Source organism: Mesorhizobium norvegicum (genome assembly GCF_004919685.1).
Taxonomy (GTDB): domain Bacteria; phylum Pseudomonadota; class Alphaproteobacteria; order Rhizobiales; family Rhizobiaceae; genus Mesorhizobium; species Mesorhizobium norvegicum.
Genome location: NZ_SMYZ01000013.1, coordinates 1 through 15,884, shown reverse-complemented (window position 1 = coordinate 15,884; position 15,884 = coordinate 1). Strand labels below are relative to the sequence as shown.

Annotated in this window: 14 protein-coding genes and 1 pseudogene; 14 read left to right on the top strand and 1 reads right to left on the bottom strand. The window is 62.9% G+C overall.

Translation table 11 applies throughout. From position 1 onward, the window contains the following. The first annotated feature begins 15 nt into the window (after positions 1-15). From FCU66_RS06010 to FCU66_RS05955, 12 genes and pseudogenes are all read left to right on the top strand, one after another. Positions 16-264 carry a type II toxin-antitoxin system Phd/YefM family antitoxin gene (locus tag FCU66_RS06010; protein WP_027054576.1) on the top strand — a complete coding sequence of 83 codons (249 nt, stop codon included), beginning with the start codon at positions 16-18 and terminating at the stop codon, positions 262-264. Then, positions 261-668, top strand: a complete 408-nt coding sequence (locus FCU66_RS06005) for a hypothetical protein (protein ID WP_136620296.1) — start codon at positions 261-263, stop codon at positions 666-668. The genes FCU66_RS06010 and FCU66_RS06005 overlap by 4 nt, the downstream gene beginning before the upstream one ends. A 390-nt stretch (positions 669-1,058) precedes the next feature. Then, positions 1,059-1,247, top strand: a complete 189-nt coding sequence (locus FCU66_RS06000) for a hypothetical protein (RefSeq protein WP_136620297.1) — start codon at positions 1,059-1,061, stop codon at positions 1,245-1,247. A gap of 179 nt (positions 1,248-1,426) precedes the next feature. Further along, entirely contained in the window at positions 1,427-2,329 is a 903-nt protein-coding gene (locus FCU66_RS05995) for a DUF3991 and toprim domain-containing protein (protein ID WP_136620298.1), read from the top strand. Positions 2,330-2,662: 333 nt separating this feature from the next. Next, positions 2,663-3,268: a DUF1419 domain-containing protein gene (locus FCU66_RS05990; protein ID WP_136620299.1), complete on the top strand. Its 606-nt coding sequence runs from the start codon at positions 2,663-2,665 to the stop codon at positions 3,266-3,268. A gap of 9 nt (positions 3,269-3,277) precedes the next feature. Further along, positions 3,278-3,676: a DUF3085 domain-containing protein gene (locus FCU66_RS05985; RefSeq protein ID WP_006205773.1), complete on the top strand. Its 399-nt coding sequence runs from the start codon at positions 3,278-3,280 to the stop codon at positions 3,674-3,676. Positions 3,677-3,760: 84 nt separating this feature from the next. Then, the gene (locus tag FCU66_RS05980) at positions 3,761-8,863 is read left to right on the top strand and encodes a lactate dehydrogenase (RefSeq protein WP_136620300.1); all 5,103 of its coding nucleotides are present in this window, start codon (positions 3,761-3,763) and stop codon (positions 8,861-8,863) included. 326 nt (positions 8,864-9,189) lie between these two features. After that, entirely contained in the window at positions 9,190-9,351 is a 162-nt protein-coding gene (locus FCU66_RS41010) for a hypothetical protein (RefSeq protein ID WP_168992027.1), read from the top strand. Positions 9,352-9,620: 269 nt separating this feature from the next. Further along, entirely contained in the window at positions 9,621-10,100 is a 480-nt protein-coding gene (locus FCU66_RS05975) for a Ros/MucR family transcriptional regulator (RefSeq protein ID WP_136620301.1), read from the top strand. A gap of 1,093 nt (positions 10,101-11,193) precedes the next feature. Then, positions 11,194-12,936, top strand: a complete 1,743-nt coding sequence (locus tag FCU66_RS05965) for a ParB N-terminal domain-containing protein (protein WP_136620303.1) — start codon at positions 11,194-11,196, stop codon at positions 12,934-12,936. Between the two features lie 96 nt (positions 12,937-13,032). Next, on the top strand, positions 13,033-13,509 hold the full coding sequence (locus tag FCU66_RS05960) for a hypothetical protein (protein ID WP_136620304.1): 477 nt from the start codon (positions 13,033-13,035) through the stop codon (positions 13,507-13,509). After that, a pseudogene (locus FCU66_RS05955) lies at positions 13,506-14,389 on the top strand (DUF7007 domain-containing protein). Before FCU66_RS05960 ends, FCU66_RS05955 begins: the two are co-directional and overlap by 4 nt. On the opposite strand, the gene FCU66_RS05950 reads toward FCU66_RS05955, so the two are convergent. Then, a complete protein-coding gene (locus FCU66_RS05950; RefSeq protein ID WP_246093807.1) occupies positions 14,341-14,586 on the bottom strand; it encodes a PhnA domain-containing protein in 246 nt (81 codons plus the stop codon). The pseudogene FCU66_RS05955 and the gene FCU66_RS05950 sit on opposite strands and share 49 nt — an antisense overlap. Positions 14,587-14,792: 206 nt before the next feature. On the opposite strand from FCU66_RS05950, the gene FCU66_RS05945 reads away from it, so the two are divergent. Both FCU66_RS05945 and FCU66_RS05940 read left to right on the top strand, forming a co-directional pair. After that, on the top strand, positions 14,793-15,122 hold the full coding sequence (locus FCU66_RS05945; protein WP_136620305.1) for a hypothetical protein: 330 nt from the start codon (positions 14,793-14,795) through the stop codon (positions 15,120-15,122). A 26-nt stretch (positions 15,123-15,148) separates the two neighbouring features. Then, positions 15,149-15,736, top strand: coding sequence for a hypothetical protein (locus FCU66_RS05940; protein WP_136620306.1), 588 nt, complete (start codon positions 15,149-15,151; stop codon positions 15,734-15,736). Positions 15,737-15,884: the final 148 nt, after the last annotated feature.

The window sequence follows — 15,884 nt, the reverse complement described above, 5'->3', positions numbered from 1 at the left end:
AGATGGAGAGCTAGGATGACCAGCTTTACGCTAACCGACCTCGGAAACAAATCTGGCGAGGTGGTAGAGGCGGCATACCGAGGGCCTGTTGAGATCACAAAGCGCGGCAAGCGCAAATTTGTGCTTCTGACCGTTGAGCAATTCGACCGATTGGCGGGACGAAGCGCACAACGGGCGTATCGTGTCGAAGACCTCAAGGGAGCCGAGCGTGATGAAATTCTCGCTGGCCTGGACGCCGTCACCTTGAGGGATAGCGGAGAATGACCGAGCCTGAACACGGCCACGTCATTCTCTATTCCTATCTGTGGGCGCGAGAATTCGATCGCGGTGAAGACAGTGGCCGAAAGGCTCGGCCAACTTGTGTGATGGTAATCGTCGCAGGCAAGGATGGCCGCACGCGGCCTCTGCTTTTTCCCATCACGACTAAGGCTCCGGGACCTGACCGGCGTTGCGTCGAGGTCCCGGAGACTGAGGCGAAGAGGGCGAAGCTCTATACGCCGGCCTGGGGCATCGTGGACGAATTCAATGTCGATGACCTCACGACCTCATGGGCTTTGGAGTCCACCGTTCCGGTAGGCCAGTTCACGCGACGTTTCATGGCGAAGGTTGCGGCCGAGGCAGCGGCCGCCATTCGGGCCAAAAACATTCGCAGCATACCGCGGCAATGATTATCGCATTGCTCGCTGAAATCCTCACTTGAATGGGGTTCTTTGCACGGACGCCACTATCGCGGCGGCATCGTCGGTACAGCAAGAACGGTTCCTGCCCTGGACTAGACCTTGATGAAGCTGGCATAAGTTGGCCGCAAGTACTGTAGTCATGAATCCGCGAGGTTTCGTGGCGAGTGACGTGGCTCCTGTGCGGAGCCCATTTCCCGCTCTTTCGGCTTAATTCCCTTGTTCCAGCCCTGACCTTGCCGATCAACCCGCTGCGGGGTCGGACTACGCAAAGCGTGCCGTCGCTCAAGGCTTCGCCATCGCGATGATCGCGGTCCCGGCTGGACCCGACGGGCGCCTGTCGAGCGGGGAATGGTCCCCGCAAACACGGGAGCCAAACACATGTCGCACGAACTCAGCCTCGCTCAGAGCCACGCCTGGAACCTCGCTCGCACCCTGATGACGCCGGTCATCCTGTTCAAGGTCGATGACAACGAGTACGGCGTTCTTCCTGCCGAAGACCTCGACGGCGACGAAGTCGAGGCGATCGCTGAATACTGCCCATACACAGGCGGTCGGCCGGTTCATTGAACCGGCCCTCTATGCCACGGCGTGCCGCTTGCGAGCGGCAGGCCGCAAGGGAGGCTGCGCCGCGGCGGAAGCCGCGCCCTTGCGCCCTTTGCTCTTCGCGGCGGTCGCGGCGTGTTCCGCTAATTGTGCGGAATTGATAGACTTGGAAAAAGGCCGGCAGCAGCTGCCAGGAGAGAAGAATGGAAAAGGCGGATATAGAGGAGCTGCGCGGCCGGGTCGGCTGTGCGGCGGTATTGGAGACGGGCGGCTTTGCGGTCGACCTCAAGGAAAGCACCCGCAAAGCGGTCAAATACCGCCGTGGCGACGATATCATCATCGTCATCCATGACGGCAAGGGTTGGTTCGATCCGTTGTCGGATGCAAAGGGCGATGTCTATTCGCTGGTCCAGCATCTGGACGGCGGCGATTTCGTGGAAGCCTTCGTGCGGGTTGCGTCGCTTGTGGGATTGGTGCCGAGCGAGCCCGAATGGAAACGGCAGTCCCGGGAGACCGAACCCGACCAGTCCATCCTGCAACGATGGGTGGCGCGACGCAAGCCGTGGCGCGGGTCGGCGACCTGGCGCTATCTGCGCGATGAGCGGCACATTCTCGAACAGGTCATCGCGACAGCGACCGCTCAGAACGTTCTGAGGGAAGGCCCGCGCGGCAGCATGTGGGCCGCCCACAGCGACGCGGCCGGTATCGTCACTGGCTGGGAGGAGCGCGGCCCGCAATGGCGGGGTTTTGCGGCCGGAGGCGGCAAGATGTTGTTCCGGTTGGGGACGACGATGACAGCCACGCGCATCTGCGTCACCGAAGCGGCGATCGACGCCATGAGCCTGGCCGCGATCGAACGGATCCGGCGCGATACGCTGTATGCCAGCACTGGCGGCGGCTGGTCGCCGGCGACGGACACGGCTCTTCGCCTGTTGGGGGCAAGGCCGAACACGCGGCTTGTGGCGGCCACCGACGCCAACCCGCAAGGCGAGGCGTTCGTGTCGAGGCTGCGTGAGCTTGCCGGCGAGCTCGCCTGCGACTTTGAGCGGCTGAAGCCGCGCGCCGAAGACTGGAACGCGATGCTGCAGGACGCGGCACCCGCCTGACGGCGCCGATCACTCAACCGCCGGCGCAAGATTGAAGATCGCTGCCAGCGCTTTGCCAATGACCATGTCAACTCGAAAGTCTGCGCCACGCGGGCATGACAGCCGGTTCGCACCGCCAAATTGGAGAGGAAGAGAGAGAGAAAAGGAAAGGAAACCGGGTTGCCGCATGCCCGCCGGTCGCGTGCAAGGGTTAAGCTTCGCCCGGCTGCGCCGGCCCTTGACCCGCCCGGACGGAGAGGCGGCCGCTGGGAAGGGGTCATGAAGGGCTGAAGATGATGGGCATCCACCAGGGTGCTGCGCGCTCAGGCCCGACGAGGCTGAAGGAGCCCGCCGATGAACCCCTTTTCTCCCATCCGTAAAGTCTACCAGGGCATTGCCGACCGCCGGCAGATGTTCCGTTTGTTCGACCGCCATGCGCAGCGCCCGAACCGGGATCACGTCGATGCCGGATCTCTTTATCTCGGGGAGTGGTTTGGAGTCGGCCGCGCCGAGCACGACTACATGCTGGAAATTCTGCCACCGCTCTGGATGCGAGGCGAGATGTTCGCGCTACGCGAGTTTCTTACCGATAGCATCACCAGCGTCTTCTACACACTGCGCATCGACGGCGGAACGCGTTACTATCATGCCTATTGCGATCTGAATGTGGCGCGATCGCCTGCCGAAACGCGCGATGCCATCGTCGAGCGCGAGTCCTGGCCGGTGAAGGCGATGACGCGCGAAGAGCGGTTGGAGCATATCTGGAGCGCCACGCACGACGATTACCGTGGCTATGCCGGGGACCGCTGGCTGCCGGAGCATCGCGGCAAGCGCACGGTGCTCTGTTATGGCGGCCGGCAGGGCACCACGCTGAAGTTGCTCGACGAACTCACCGATGATGAGATCGCGTCCAAGCTGCCGGTGCATCTGCGCCATCTCCCGATCCAGGCGGCTGCGTGAGGTGGGGCGATGTTTACCTTTCCCATCCTTGCCGTCCGCAAGGTGATCGATCGCGGCATTGCCGATGCCGCCGCCAATGGAGGCTTCCGCAATCCCTACTATGGGACGAGGCCCGGTGAGGGCGAACGGCCCGGCCTCTGGTTGGTCGGCGACGAGGGCGTCTACATCATGTCCAACGGCAAACTCGCCGAGGGCGCCCGTGCGCTCGTCGCCTATTCGGAGCAATGCCACCCTGTCGGCAATCCCGACTGGTGGGACTACAAGCGCCGGCATTTCGGCGGTGACGACGGCATCGAATTCATCGACGCCGAGCAACTGATCCCGCTGTTCGATCGCAACCTTCGCTGCACGCATCTCAACGTGCAGCTCACCGAGACCGAAGTCTCGCTCTCGCTGATCGCCCGCTAACCCCAGCCAACCCGCCAGCCTTTCACGCGGCCGCCAACGGCGTCCGCGTGCTCGCGCTTGCCCTCAAATCCAAGGAGATTTTTCATGGCCCATGACGACCCCTTTACCATCGACCTGTTCGGCAGCACGGCCATTTCGTCCGGACTTGGCCTTGGCGTCACCGCCTTCGCGGCTGACTTCGGGCCGGGCGATGACGATGATCCCAATTCTTCCGCGCCTTCGCCGGTCACGCCGGCGGTTGCAGCCATGCAACCGACGTCGAAGCCTCGACGGGGTCATGGACTGAACTTTCATCTTGCCGGCGATCGTGGGCTGGCCCGTGGCTGGAAGGATCGGGCCGGCGACAACATCGCTTCGATCCGGCTCGCCGCCGAGATCGAGGCCGATGAGCGCTCTGCCACGCGCGAGGAGCAGGAGCGGCTGATCCGGTTCACCGGCTTCGGCGCGTCCGACCTTGCCAATGGCGTCTTCCGCCGCCCCGGCGAGAGCGAATTTCGCAAAGGCTGGGGCGAGATTGGCTCGGACCTGGAAGATGCCGTCGGCGAGATCGACTATGCCTCGCTCGCGCGCTGCACCCAATATGCCCACTTCACCCCGGAGTTCATCATCCGGGCGATCTGGTCAGGCCTCCAGCGTCTCGGATGGCGCGGCGGGCGGGTTCTTGAACCAGGCGTCGGAACCGGCCTGTTTCCGGCACTGATGCCGCAGTCCTTGCGCGGCGTCTCCCACGTCACCGGGATCGAAATCGATCCCGTCACCGCGCGCATCGCCCGGCTGTTGCAGCCGCAAGCGCGGATCATAGCCGGCGATTTCGCCCGTACCGGCCTGCCGGCACATTTCGATCTTGCGATCGGCAATCCGCCGTTCTCAGATCGCACCGTGCGCTCCGACCGGGCATATCGGTCGATGGGATTACGGCTGCATGACTACTTCATTGCCCGGTCGGTCGATCTGCTGAAGCCGGGGGCTCTTGCCGCCTTCGTCACCAGTTCGGGCACGATGGACAAGGCAGACAGCACCGCGCGCCAGCACATTGCGAAGTCGGCCGATCTGATTGCCGCGATGCGCTTGCCCGAAGGCAGTTTCCTGGCCGACGCTGGCACTGATGTCGTGGTCGACATTTTGTTTTTCCGTAAGCGTAAGCTCGGCGAGCCAGAGGGCGACCTGTCATGGCTCGACACCGAGGAAGTCCGGGGAGCAACCGCAGATGAGAGCGCCATCCGCGTCAACCGATGGTTGGCGCGGCATCCGGATTCCGTGCTCGGTACGCATGCCACTGTCTCGGGGCCTTACGGCGAGGCCTATTCCTGCCTGCCCCATCCCGGTGCCGATCTGGAGCGGGCGATCACCGCAGCGATCTCGCTGCTTCCCGAAGCCATTTATAACGGCGAGCCGGCGGAGATTAATGATGAGATTGATCACGACGCCGAGCCCAGTGCCGACCCCGTCGATGCCTTGCCGGAAGGCGCCGGCGTGCGCGAGGGCAGTTTCTTCGTCGCAAAAAATGCCGCCCTCGTCCAGATGATCGATGGCGTTGCCGTGACCATCACGGTGCGCAAGGGCAGGGCGAGCGAGGGCGTGCCGGAAAGGCATGCGCGGATCATCCGCAAATTGATCCCCATCCGTGATGCCGTGCGTGAAGTCCTGAAGGCCCAGGAGTTCGACCGGCCCTGGAAGTCGGCCCAGGTCAAGCTGCGCATCGCATGGTCGAATTTTGTGCGCGGCTTCGGCCCCATAAACACGACCGTCGTTTCCACCAGCGAGGACGCAGAGACCGGCGAGGTCCGCGAAGTGCATCGCCGGCCAAACCTGCAGCCCTTTCTCGACGATCCCGATTGCTGGCTGGTCGCCTCCATCGAGGACTACGATCTAGAAACCAACACCGCCCGGCCGGGTCCGATTTTCACCGAGCGCGTCATCGCGCCGCCCGCGGCACCCATCATCACAAGTGCTGCCGATGCGCTTGCCGTCGTGCTCAACGATCGCGGCGATGTCGACGTCGATCACATCGCCGAATTGCTGCACGCCGATGCCGAAGCCGTCATCACCGAACTCGGCGACGCCATCTACCGCGATCCGGAGACCGGTTCGTGGCAAACGGCCGACGCCTATCTCTCCGGTCAGGTCCGCGACAAGTTGAAGGCCGCGGAAGCCGCAGCCGCACTCGACCCCATTTTCGAGCGCAATGTCCGCGCCCTGGTCGAGGTTCAGCCGGCCGATCTTCGGCCTTCCGATATTACGGCCCGTCTTGGCGCACCATGGATACCCGCCGCCGATGTTGTCGCCTTCATCAAGGAGACGATGGGTGCCGAGATCAGGATCCATCATATGCCGGAGCTGGCATCGTGGACCGTCGAGGCGCGGCAATTGGGATGGACGGCGGCCGGCACGTCCGAATGGGGCACCGATCGCCGTCATGCCGGCGAGCTCCTAGCCGACGCGCTGAACAGCCGGGTGCCGCAGATCTTCGATACGGCGAAAGAGGGCCCTGCTGAAAAGCGCGTGCTCAATGTCGTGGATACGGAAGCCGCCAAGGAAAAGCTGCAGAAGATCAAGACCGCTTTCCAGAACTGGATCTGGTCCGATCCCGAGCGGACCGACCGGCTGGCGCGGGTCTACAATGACCGCTTCAACAACATCGCTCCCCGAAGATTCGACGGGGATCACCTGCAGCTTTCAGGCGCCTCCGGCGCCTTTTCTCTTTATGGACACCAGAAGCGCGGTATCTGGCGTATCGTCTCGGCCGGCTCGACCTACCTCGCCCACGCCGTGGGCGCCGGCAAGACCATGACGATTGCCGCGGCCGTCATGGAGCAGCGCCGGCTTGGCCTGATCGCCAAGGCCATGTTGGTCGTTCCCGGCCATTGCCTTGCACAGATGGCCCGCGAATTCCTGGCGCTCTACCCGACCGCGCGAATCCTCGTCGCCGATGAGACGAATTTTTCTTTAGCCAAGCGACATCGCTTCCTGTCGCGTGCGGCGACGGCGACCTGGGATGCGATCATCATCACCCACAGCGCCTTCCGCTTCATCGGCGTGCCGTCGGCATTCGAGCAACAGATGATCCAGGACGAACTGGAACTCTACGAGACGCAGCTGACCAAGGTCGAGAGCGACGACCGCGTTTCGCGCAAGCGTCTCGAGCGGCTGAAGGAGGGGCTCAGGGAACGGCTGGAGGCGTTGGCGACCCGCAAGGACGACCTGCTTACCATCTCCGAGATCGGCGTCGACCAGATCATCGCCGACGAAGCGCAGGAGTTCAGGAAGCTTTCCTTCGCGACCAACATGTCGACGCTCAAGGGCGTCGATCCGAACGGCTCGCAGCGGGCCTGGGACCTTTATGTCAAATCCCGGTTCGTCGAGACGAAGAATCCGGGCCGGGCGCTCGTGCTGGCCTCCGGCACGCCGATCACCAACACGCTTGGCGAGATGTTCTCGGTGCAGCGTTATCTCGGTTACGAGGCGCTGCTTCAGCGCGGCCTGCACGAGTTCGACGCCTGGGCTTCGACCTTCGGCGACGTCACGACTGAACTCGAATTGCAGCCATCCGGCAAATACAAGCCGGTGACGCGCTTCGCCACCTTCGTCAACGTGCCGGAGCTGATCGCCATGTTCCGCTCCTTCGCGGATGTGGTGATGCCGCAAGATCTTCGGGACTATGTGAAGGTGCCGGCGCTTTCCAGCGGCGCACGTCAGATCATCACCGCCAAGCCGTCCGCGGCCTTCAAGCGTTACCAGATGGTGCTCGACGCCCGCATCAAGGCCATCGAGGAACGCGACCGTCCGGCAGAACCTGGTGACGACATCCTGCTGTCGGTCATCACCGATGGCCGGCACGCTGCGATCGACCTGCGCCTGGTCGATCCGGACGATGACAATGAGCCGGACAACAAACTCAACGCCCTGATCGGCAATGCCTTCCGCATTTGGCAAGAAACAGCGCAAAGCAGCTATGTCCGCGCCGACGGCAAGCCGTTCGAGCTTGCGGGCGCAGCGCAGATGATTTTTTCCGATCTCGGCACCATCAGCGTCGAGAAGACCAGAGGCTTCTCGGCCTATCGTTGGATCAGGGACGAGCTGGTCCGCAGGGGCGTTCCGGCACCGGAAATTGCCTTCATGCAGGATTTCAGGAAGTCAGAGGCCAAGCAGCGCCTGTTCGGCGACGTGCGGGCCGGAAAAATCCGGTTCCTGATCGGCTCCTCCGACACGATGGGCACCGGCGTCAACGCGCAACTCCGCCTCAAGGCGCTGCATCATCTCGATGTGCCGTGGCTTCCCTCCCAGATCGAGCAGCGCGAAGGTCGTATCCTGCGGCAGGGCAACCAGCACGATGTCATCGATATCTTCGCCTACGCCACGGAGGGATCGATGGACGCCCAGATGTGGCAGAACAACGAGCGCAAGGCCCGGTTCATCGCGGCCGCCCTGTCCGGTGACACGTCCATTCGGCGGCTGGAGGATATGGGTGAGGGGCAGGCCAACCAGTTCGCGATGGCCAAGGCGATCGCCTCGGGCGATCCGCGTCTGATGCAGAAGGCAGGTCTGGAGGCAGACATTGCCCGTCTGGAGCGCCTTCGCGCGGCCCACATCGATGATGAGCACGCCGTTCGACGGCAGATCCGCGATGCCGAGCGCGATATCGAATATTCGACCCGGCGCATCGGCGAGGTCGGACAGGATATCGAGCGCCTCGTGCCGACGACCGGCGATCGGTTCAGCATGGTGGTCGGGGGCGAGGCGTTCACGGAGCGCAAACTCGCCGGTCGTGCGCTGATGAAGGAAATCCTGACCCTCGTGCAGCAGAGCCAAGAAGGCAAAACCTCAATCGCCTCTATAGGCGCGTTCGATTTCCAATATTCCGGCGAGCGTTTCGGCAAGGACGGCTACCACTATGCCACCATGCTGATGCGCACCGGCGTCGATCATGAGATTGAGCTCGCGGTCACCACCACGCCGCTTGGTGCGATTTCTCGCCTCGAGCATGCCTTGGCCGGCTTCGAGGGCGAGCAGGTACAATACCGCCAGCGTCTTGAGGATGCCGAGCGCAGGCTCATCTCCTATCGGTCGCGTCAGGGCGGCGAGTTCGGATTCTCTGGTGAACTGGCCGAGAAGCGCCGGCAGCTTGCGGAAATCGAAACCGATCTCGCGTCCTCGACTGATGGCCGGGATCAGCGTGCAGCCGCATAGCAGGCTCGATACAGGCTGCCGATCATTGTCAGCCATTATCCGGGGGCAAAGGTTCGAGGCCGCTCGGGTGCAGGCGATGCAGGAGGTGCGCCGAACTGCTTACCCATGTTGATGCCACGTTTCGGTCATGCTCGGCTCCGGCCAGCCGGACCACATGACGTGACGTCAAGAATCAGCTAACTGGATCATCGCGGCGGACCTGATTGGACCGTCCGGCCGGCGCCTGCCAGAGCCCCCCGCAAAAGCGGGCGCCGGCCTTTTAGCGCTTGAAAGGCGAGCAGTCATATTGTTTCGTCTTGTCCCCATCCAGACACGAGGCAGTTGCGATGGACGACACCAAAGGCGGCGCAAACCACACGTCCGTTGAGATAGTCGAGGCCATGGGCGAGTGGTTCGTCCGTGTTGTTGGGAACCGCGAAGAACTTACCCGATCATTCGACCTAGAATCGGTCGCCCTTGCCTTCGCGGAAGGCCAGCGGATGACGTAACCGCTTTGGTTCCGTGCTTGTCCGTTGGACGTTCCGTTATTTTAGCCAATCGGCATGTAATCGGCCCGTCACTTAGATGGCTGACGGGCAGCCTTTTTTATCGGTCTCCAGCTTAGTCGCGGCCAAAAAGAACGCGTCATTTCGGCGTCGCTCTTTGCCCAGCGCCGCAAAGCCGGCCGCCATCATTGGCTCAGAATAGATCAGGCCCGGTTGCGTACTGGACAGTGCTCAAATAGAGATGGGACAAATCTGACGAAAGGACCGACACATTGACAGAAGAATCCGACCACCTCCCCGCCGAACTAGCCGAGCTTACTGCGGAGATTGTATCCGCCTACGTAAGTAAGAACCCTGTACCGGCTACCGGCCTGCCTGAACTAATCGCATCCGTGCACAAGTCTCTGTCCGGGCTTGGTACGCCGATCGCGCCTGTCGTCGAGCCGCAAACTCCCGCGGTCAACCCGAAGAAATCAGTGACGCCAGACTTCATTATCTGCCTCGAAGACGGCAAGAAGTTCAAATCCCTGAAGCGGCACCTTAGCACGGACTTCGGTCTGACGCCGGACGCCTATCGCGAGAAGTGGGGCTTGCCGCGCGACTATCCGATGACGGCCCCGAATTACGCCGCTCAGCGCTCGCAACTGGCGAAGTCCATCGGGCTTGGCCGCAAGGCTGAACCCGTCGCAGCAGCCAAGAAGGCACCTGCGAAGCGGAAAGCCAAAGCGTCCGCACCACCTGACGCTACGTAACGACCCAGCTATGTCAAGGCGCGGCGGATCCCAATCCCGCCCGTGGCCGGTGCCATTCGGATAAGCTTCGGCGAGGGCGCCGGCCTTTGTTCTTAGCGTGGCGGAACTCGCCGGGCGAAGAAACCCCAACCACCTCAAGCCCGGCGAGCCTACACCTGATCAAAGTGGGCGATCAGGACCGGGATCAACCGGCACCACGTCCCAAGCAAGAGCAATGCCAGCACTTTGGTCCCGAAATGGGACAATACCCGGGGTCCCACGTTAGCAGCCGGGTTTCTCCTCAGAAACAACAAACATAGAACAATGGTGGGCTGTCGCCACGGGAGCCGCCGCGCCGAGACAGAGAACCGTCCAACGGCCCCCGAGCGCTGATTGATGTCCACAAGATAGCATACGCTGCATTCGGCAAGGCGCTCAACAAAGTGGGCGAAAACAGCCGTGACCATGATAGAGCGAGCCGGGTTGAGGAAATGGCGCGGCTGGCCATCTGCGCCTATCCTGCGATCAGGGAAAGCAATGATTGGCTAAGGCCCGATATCTTTTAGAGTTCGAGGCGCGCGGCTTCGCTCAACTACGTGGAAGGGTTGAGATGGACTGCCTGTTAGCCTCCATCAGATGGTTCGGAGTTGCCGCTCGACGTCTTCCGGAACGTTTGGCCTGCACGAGTTCGTAGCTGACCTCCTGACCATAAATGGGTGACTTCACGGCGCGACAGCTTCGAGCCGAAGGGCTCCTTGCGGCGTCCGTAGGTTCAAAGACGTTAACCTCCAGTTTGCCGTGCAAAATTTTCCGCTTATCTCCATACCCCGGTCTACGTCGCAGGGATGAGGAAAGGAAAACGGAGGAGGAATAAAACCCGCTCGCAGATCGGGCAGGCCGCTGACGCTGGCGCTCAACCGCGCCGCTCGCGATCCCGGCCGCGTCGTCCTGCGCAGGGCCCAAGAGCCCCGCTCGGCCAGCCGGGCAGGGATGCTCGGCCGCAATTGCACCGGCCCGTCCGCTCCGCAGGCCGGGGGAAGTCTTCGGGAAGAAGACGAGGAAGGACACAGCGAACGAACGGCGGTGTCCGCAAACCACTTGAAGGAGCATCTCCATGGAACTGACGTTTGTCGATCCGCGTGCGCTGAAGGATAACCCTGACAAGGCGCGACGCTCGAAGTCCAGTCCGCAGGCCGACGCGCTGCTGCTGGCTACCATTCGCGCCGTCGGCATCGTGCAGCCGCCTGTCGTGGCGCTGGAGACGGAAGGCGGCAATGGCTACGTCATCGATGCCGGCCATCGCCGGGTGAAGCAGGCGATCGCGGCCGGTCTGGAAGAAATCGCCGTCCTGGTGATCGAGAGGGCCGAGGATGGTGGCGCAATGCGGTCGCTGGCCGAGACGCTGGCGCACGAACAGCTCAATCCCGTCGACCAATGGCGAGCGATCGAACGTTTGGTTGCACTGGGCTGGACCGAGGAAGCCATCGCTGTCGCTTTGGCGCTTCCCGTCCGCCAGATCAGGAAGCTGCGCCTGCTCGCCAACGTTCTGCCGGCAATGCTCGATCAGATGGCCAAGGGCGACATGCCCAACGAGCAGCAGCTGCGCACCATCGCGTCGGCTTCGCTTGATGAGCAGAAGGAGGTCTGGAAGAAGCACAAGCCGTCCAAGACCGATCCGCAGGTGTCGTGGTGGAGCGTGGCGCAGGGCTTGACGAAGCGCCGCATGTACGCGCGCGACGCCAGCTTCGGTGACGAACTCGCCCAGGCCTACGGCATTGCCTGGGTCGAGGACCTGTTTGCTCCGGCCGACCAGGACAGCCGCTATACGACGGATGTCGAGGCCTTCCTTGGCGCGCAGCAGGAGTGGATGGCAAACACTGTGCCCAAGCGTGGCGCGATCGTGGAAGCCGGTCAGTGGGGCGAGCCGAAGCTGCCGCCCAAGGCCGAGCGTGTGTACGGTAAGTCGTCGAAGTCCGATCACACCGCCATGTATCTCGACCGCGACGGCAAGGTGCAGTCGGTTGCGTACCGCATGCCGGCGGCCAAAAAGCCCAAGGGCAAGAATGGCGCTGACGTCGAGGCCGATGGCGATGATATCGTCGTTACGGCAAAGCCGCGTCCGGACGTAACGCGCAAAGGCATGGAGATGATCGGCGACCTGCGTACCGACGCGCTGCACGAGGCGCTGTCTCGCGCACCGATCGGGGACGACACGCTGATGGCGCTGCTCGTTCTCGCCTTCGCCGGCCAGAATGTGACAGTGGCATCTAGCGCCCGCGACATCTCCTATTACGGGGCCACAGGCCTCGGCGAACATGCCGCGCGCCTGTTCGACCAGGACGGCAAGCTCAAGTTCGACATCGACACGCTGCGCATTGCCGTGCGGTCCTTGCTGACAGACGTTTTGTCCTGCAGGGAGAATCGCTCGGACAGCGGGGTTGTCGCCCGTGTCGCCGGCGACGTCATCGCCGCCGACAACTTCCTGGCCAACATGGGGACGGAGGATTTCCTGTCATGCCTGTCGCGGCCGGCCTTGGAAGCCGCCTGCGCGGATACATCCGTCCTGCCCCGTCAGAAGGTCAAGGACACCCGTGCGGCCCTGGTCGAGCATTTCAAGGAAGGCCGCTTCGTCCACCCGTCGGCGCTGTTTGCGCCCACTCCCGAAAAGCTGACCTCCTGGCTGAAGAAGAACGAGGCCAGAAAACAGCCTGACGACGACACGCCGCAGCACCAGGACGAGCTCGACGGCGATGCGGTTGTTGAGCCCGCGCATGACAACGTCGGCGAGGATTCCGCTCCGCGGGAGGAGGACCTCGCGGACGAACAGATCGAGCCTTACAAGGTGGCCGCCGAGTAGGCGGCTCAGCCTACCTTTCCCTCAGAACGATCATTCCGCCGCCGGCACATCACCGGCGGCGGTTCTGTTTCCACCATGAGCAACACGGAGACCATCATGTCGGCTCAATTGATCTATGACCTCGTTCCCCTCGGTTCGATCGTGACTTATTCCGACGGATCCCCACGCCCGCCAGAGCGGCATCGCAAGAAGGTCGCAGCCTGGGAAAATCGCAACGGTGGCGGCCGCCTGATCCGCAAACAGGCCGAGACCCGCGTCGGCAGTACGACGCTGCCCGCCTCGATCACCCTGCACAAGGGTGACTATGGCAGTCAAGGAACCATTGTGTTGCGCGTCCACCAGACGTTTTCGGTGAACAACGACCTGAAGTTTTCGATTAACGAGCGGCCCGCCATCGGCACGGTTCTCGTTCTCGACCGCGCCGGCGACGATGCGGAGCTTGTCCATCTTGCCGCCAATCGCACAGCCGCCGAGGAATGGCTTAGCCGCCACGGCTATCCCAACGCCGTGTTGCAGCAAGTCACGGCCGACACAGTAGCGGCGGATGCCGTAGAGGGGAGGACGGCAGCATGACTGCGCGAACTTCTGAAACCCATGACGTCGAAACCCCCGGGTTTCCGGGAGTTTCTTTTGGCCGAAGCGCCGACGGGCTTTGCGTTGCCCTTGTCGGTGAGCACGCCTTCGCCATGGCTCCAGCCCGCGACGGCCGGCACTATCTTGTCACGGGCTGGCGTATCCGCCGGCCCATGGCCGAATGGACGCGCAGCGATTTCTACGGCCATGCCGGTGAGCTTGCCGACAAGGCGGCGTTTCGCGCGCATGTCGAGGAGAACGCCCTCCACCAGCGGCAGCGCGCAGCGCTCGGACGTCGCGAGATATACTCCCGCGCCCACACGCCATGGGGAACTTCGCAGGGAGCGACCGTCTATGCCGAGGCGTCGTGGCTCACTCGACGGCAGGCCATGGCGGGTTCCATCTGTCGGCGGAGCGAAATCACAAAGTCCATGACATGCTCCGCTCCTATGGCGGCTGGTATGAAGAGGATTGCCATTGGGCGGCCGTCGCCCAGGCTTTTCCCCAACTCTTCACAGACTTCGAGAAGGCTTGTGCGGAAAAGTCGATCCGCGACTGGTATCCTGACGCCTGGGAGGCGATCCACGGGAGGGTGCTCGAACCCGGCCAATCCGCGAAAAAGGACGAGCGGGCATTTTTCGAGAAGCATGCCGATGACTGGGTCGTGGTGTCGGCGATCCGTTGCGAGCACCAGGCCGAGTTCACCGAAATTATCGCGACCCCTGGCGGCAAGCGCGGACCGGGCACGGAGGCACGTCGCTTTCTCGTTGCGACTGACGAATATCATGTCGGCCGCTTTGGATTCGTCATCGATGTTGCACGCCACCGTGTCTATGGCGGGCCATCAAGCTTCATGGATTGGCAGCGGAGGGACGCATAATGTCTGTCCGCGATCACCGCGCAGCTCTTCGCATGGATCACCGTGCCCTTCTTCACGGTCTGGCCGGCACCCTTGACCTCGAGGTTCTTGACGAGGACGACGGAGTCGCCGTCGGCCAGCATGGTGCCGGCGGCGTCGCGCACTTCGATGCTTCCGGCAGAAGCGTTGATGTCAGCCATTTCGAGGCTGGTCGCCATTCCCCTGTCGTATCGTCATAGACGTGGTCGTCGTTGTGATCGGTCATCGCTGCCCTCGCCTCGGGATTGAATACGGTGCGCTGTTAGTCTGATGTGGCAGCAGGCCAAAGATCTGATCCGCAGCGGCGGACCGGCGCAGCTCATCTATACCAGCAGCAGCCGGCGTTCAAACCGCGAACGCCCAGCGTCATTGGGCAGGCGGTGCGATGGCATGGCAGCGCGGGGCGACCGGGTGCTTATCCTTCCCGCATGCCGGTATCCGTGCCATCCCCTTGCCGGTCTTCCCGGCGGGTTTGCTGCGGTCTGAACCGGCGGCTGTCCGCTTCAAGGCCGCTATCGCGCCGCGAAGCGGCCGGAACCCGCCGATCTCGGCAAGGCTGGCCCGCGTCCCGCGCAAGGCCAGTGAAGAACTGGCCCCGCTTGTCCGCAAGCCAACCTCGCTCGCCTGGCAGGCTCAGGACCCTGAAGCGTCCAGCTTCCGCCGGTTCCTTTTGACCGCACCCGCAGGGAAAACTGGCAAGGGCCGGAACACCTGAAGGGCATCGCTAGAAAGGAAAGTTCAATGTCCAGTTCAACCCGCTCCACCAAGACCAAGGCCCGCGTCGTCCAGCTCCGCAAGGGCACAACCCTCGAAATGGTCCGGCTCTGCTGCCCGGATGGCCACCAGGCCACCCTCATTTCCGAAAGCTTCGGCCTCTCCGTCCTCGACAGCGACGGCATTCGTGAATTCCATGAGCGCAGCCTGATCGAAAGCGCCGATACGCTCTCCGAGGGCCTTTCCGAAAAGGCCATGCAGATCCACCTGCAAAGGATCGTCGGCTCCCATGTCGGTTCGGCTTATGGAGCAGGCCAGTTCTACTCGAAAGCCGTCACCGAGGCGAAGGACGCTACGGCCAAGCTCGCCAATGACACCCGCGACGAAGACATTGACGGTCCGGTCGGCTTCGACAGCAAGGCCCAGCGCAAGCGCGAATTCGCCGCCGAAATGGGCCTGCAGGCACATGCGCTGCGCATGGCGGCCGAGGGCGCCGTGGCAGCCTACGAGCACGTCGTTGGTGAAGGCTGGAAGCCTTACGAACGCCAGACCGAGAATCCCGGCCAGGGCGTCAGCCGGCAGGCGGCCGACCTCCAGATGGCGGCCCTGGGCTGACACTCTTCGGGCGGAACTTCGGTTCCGCCCCATCCCATAGGCTGGCTCCCTACGGGGCGCCGGCCTGCTTGCGTGTCGCAATGTATTCCACTCCAGATCCTTGAAAGGGAAGGAAATCCCTTTGGTTTGGCCGCGCCGATCGCGGCCG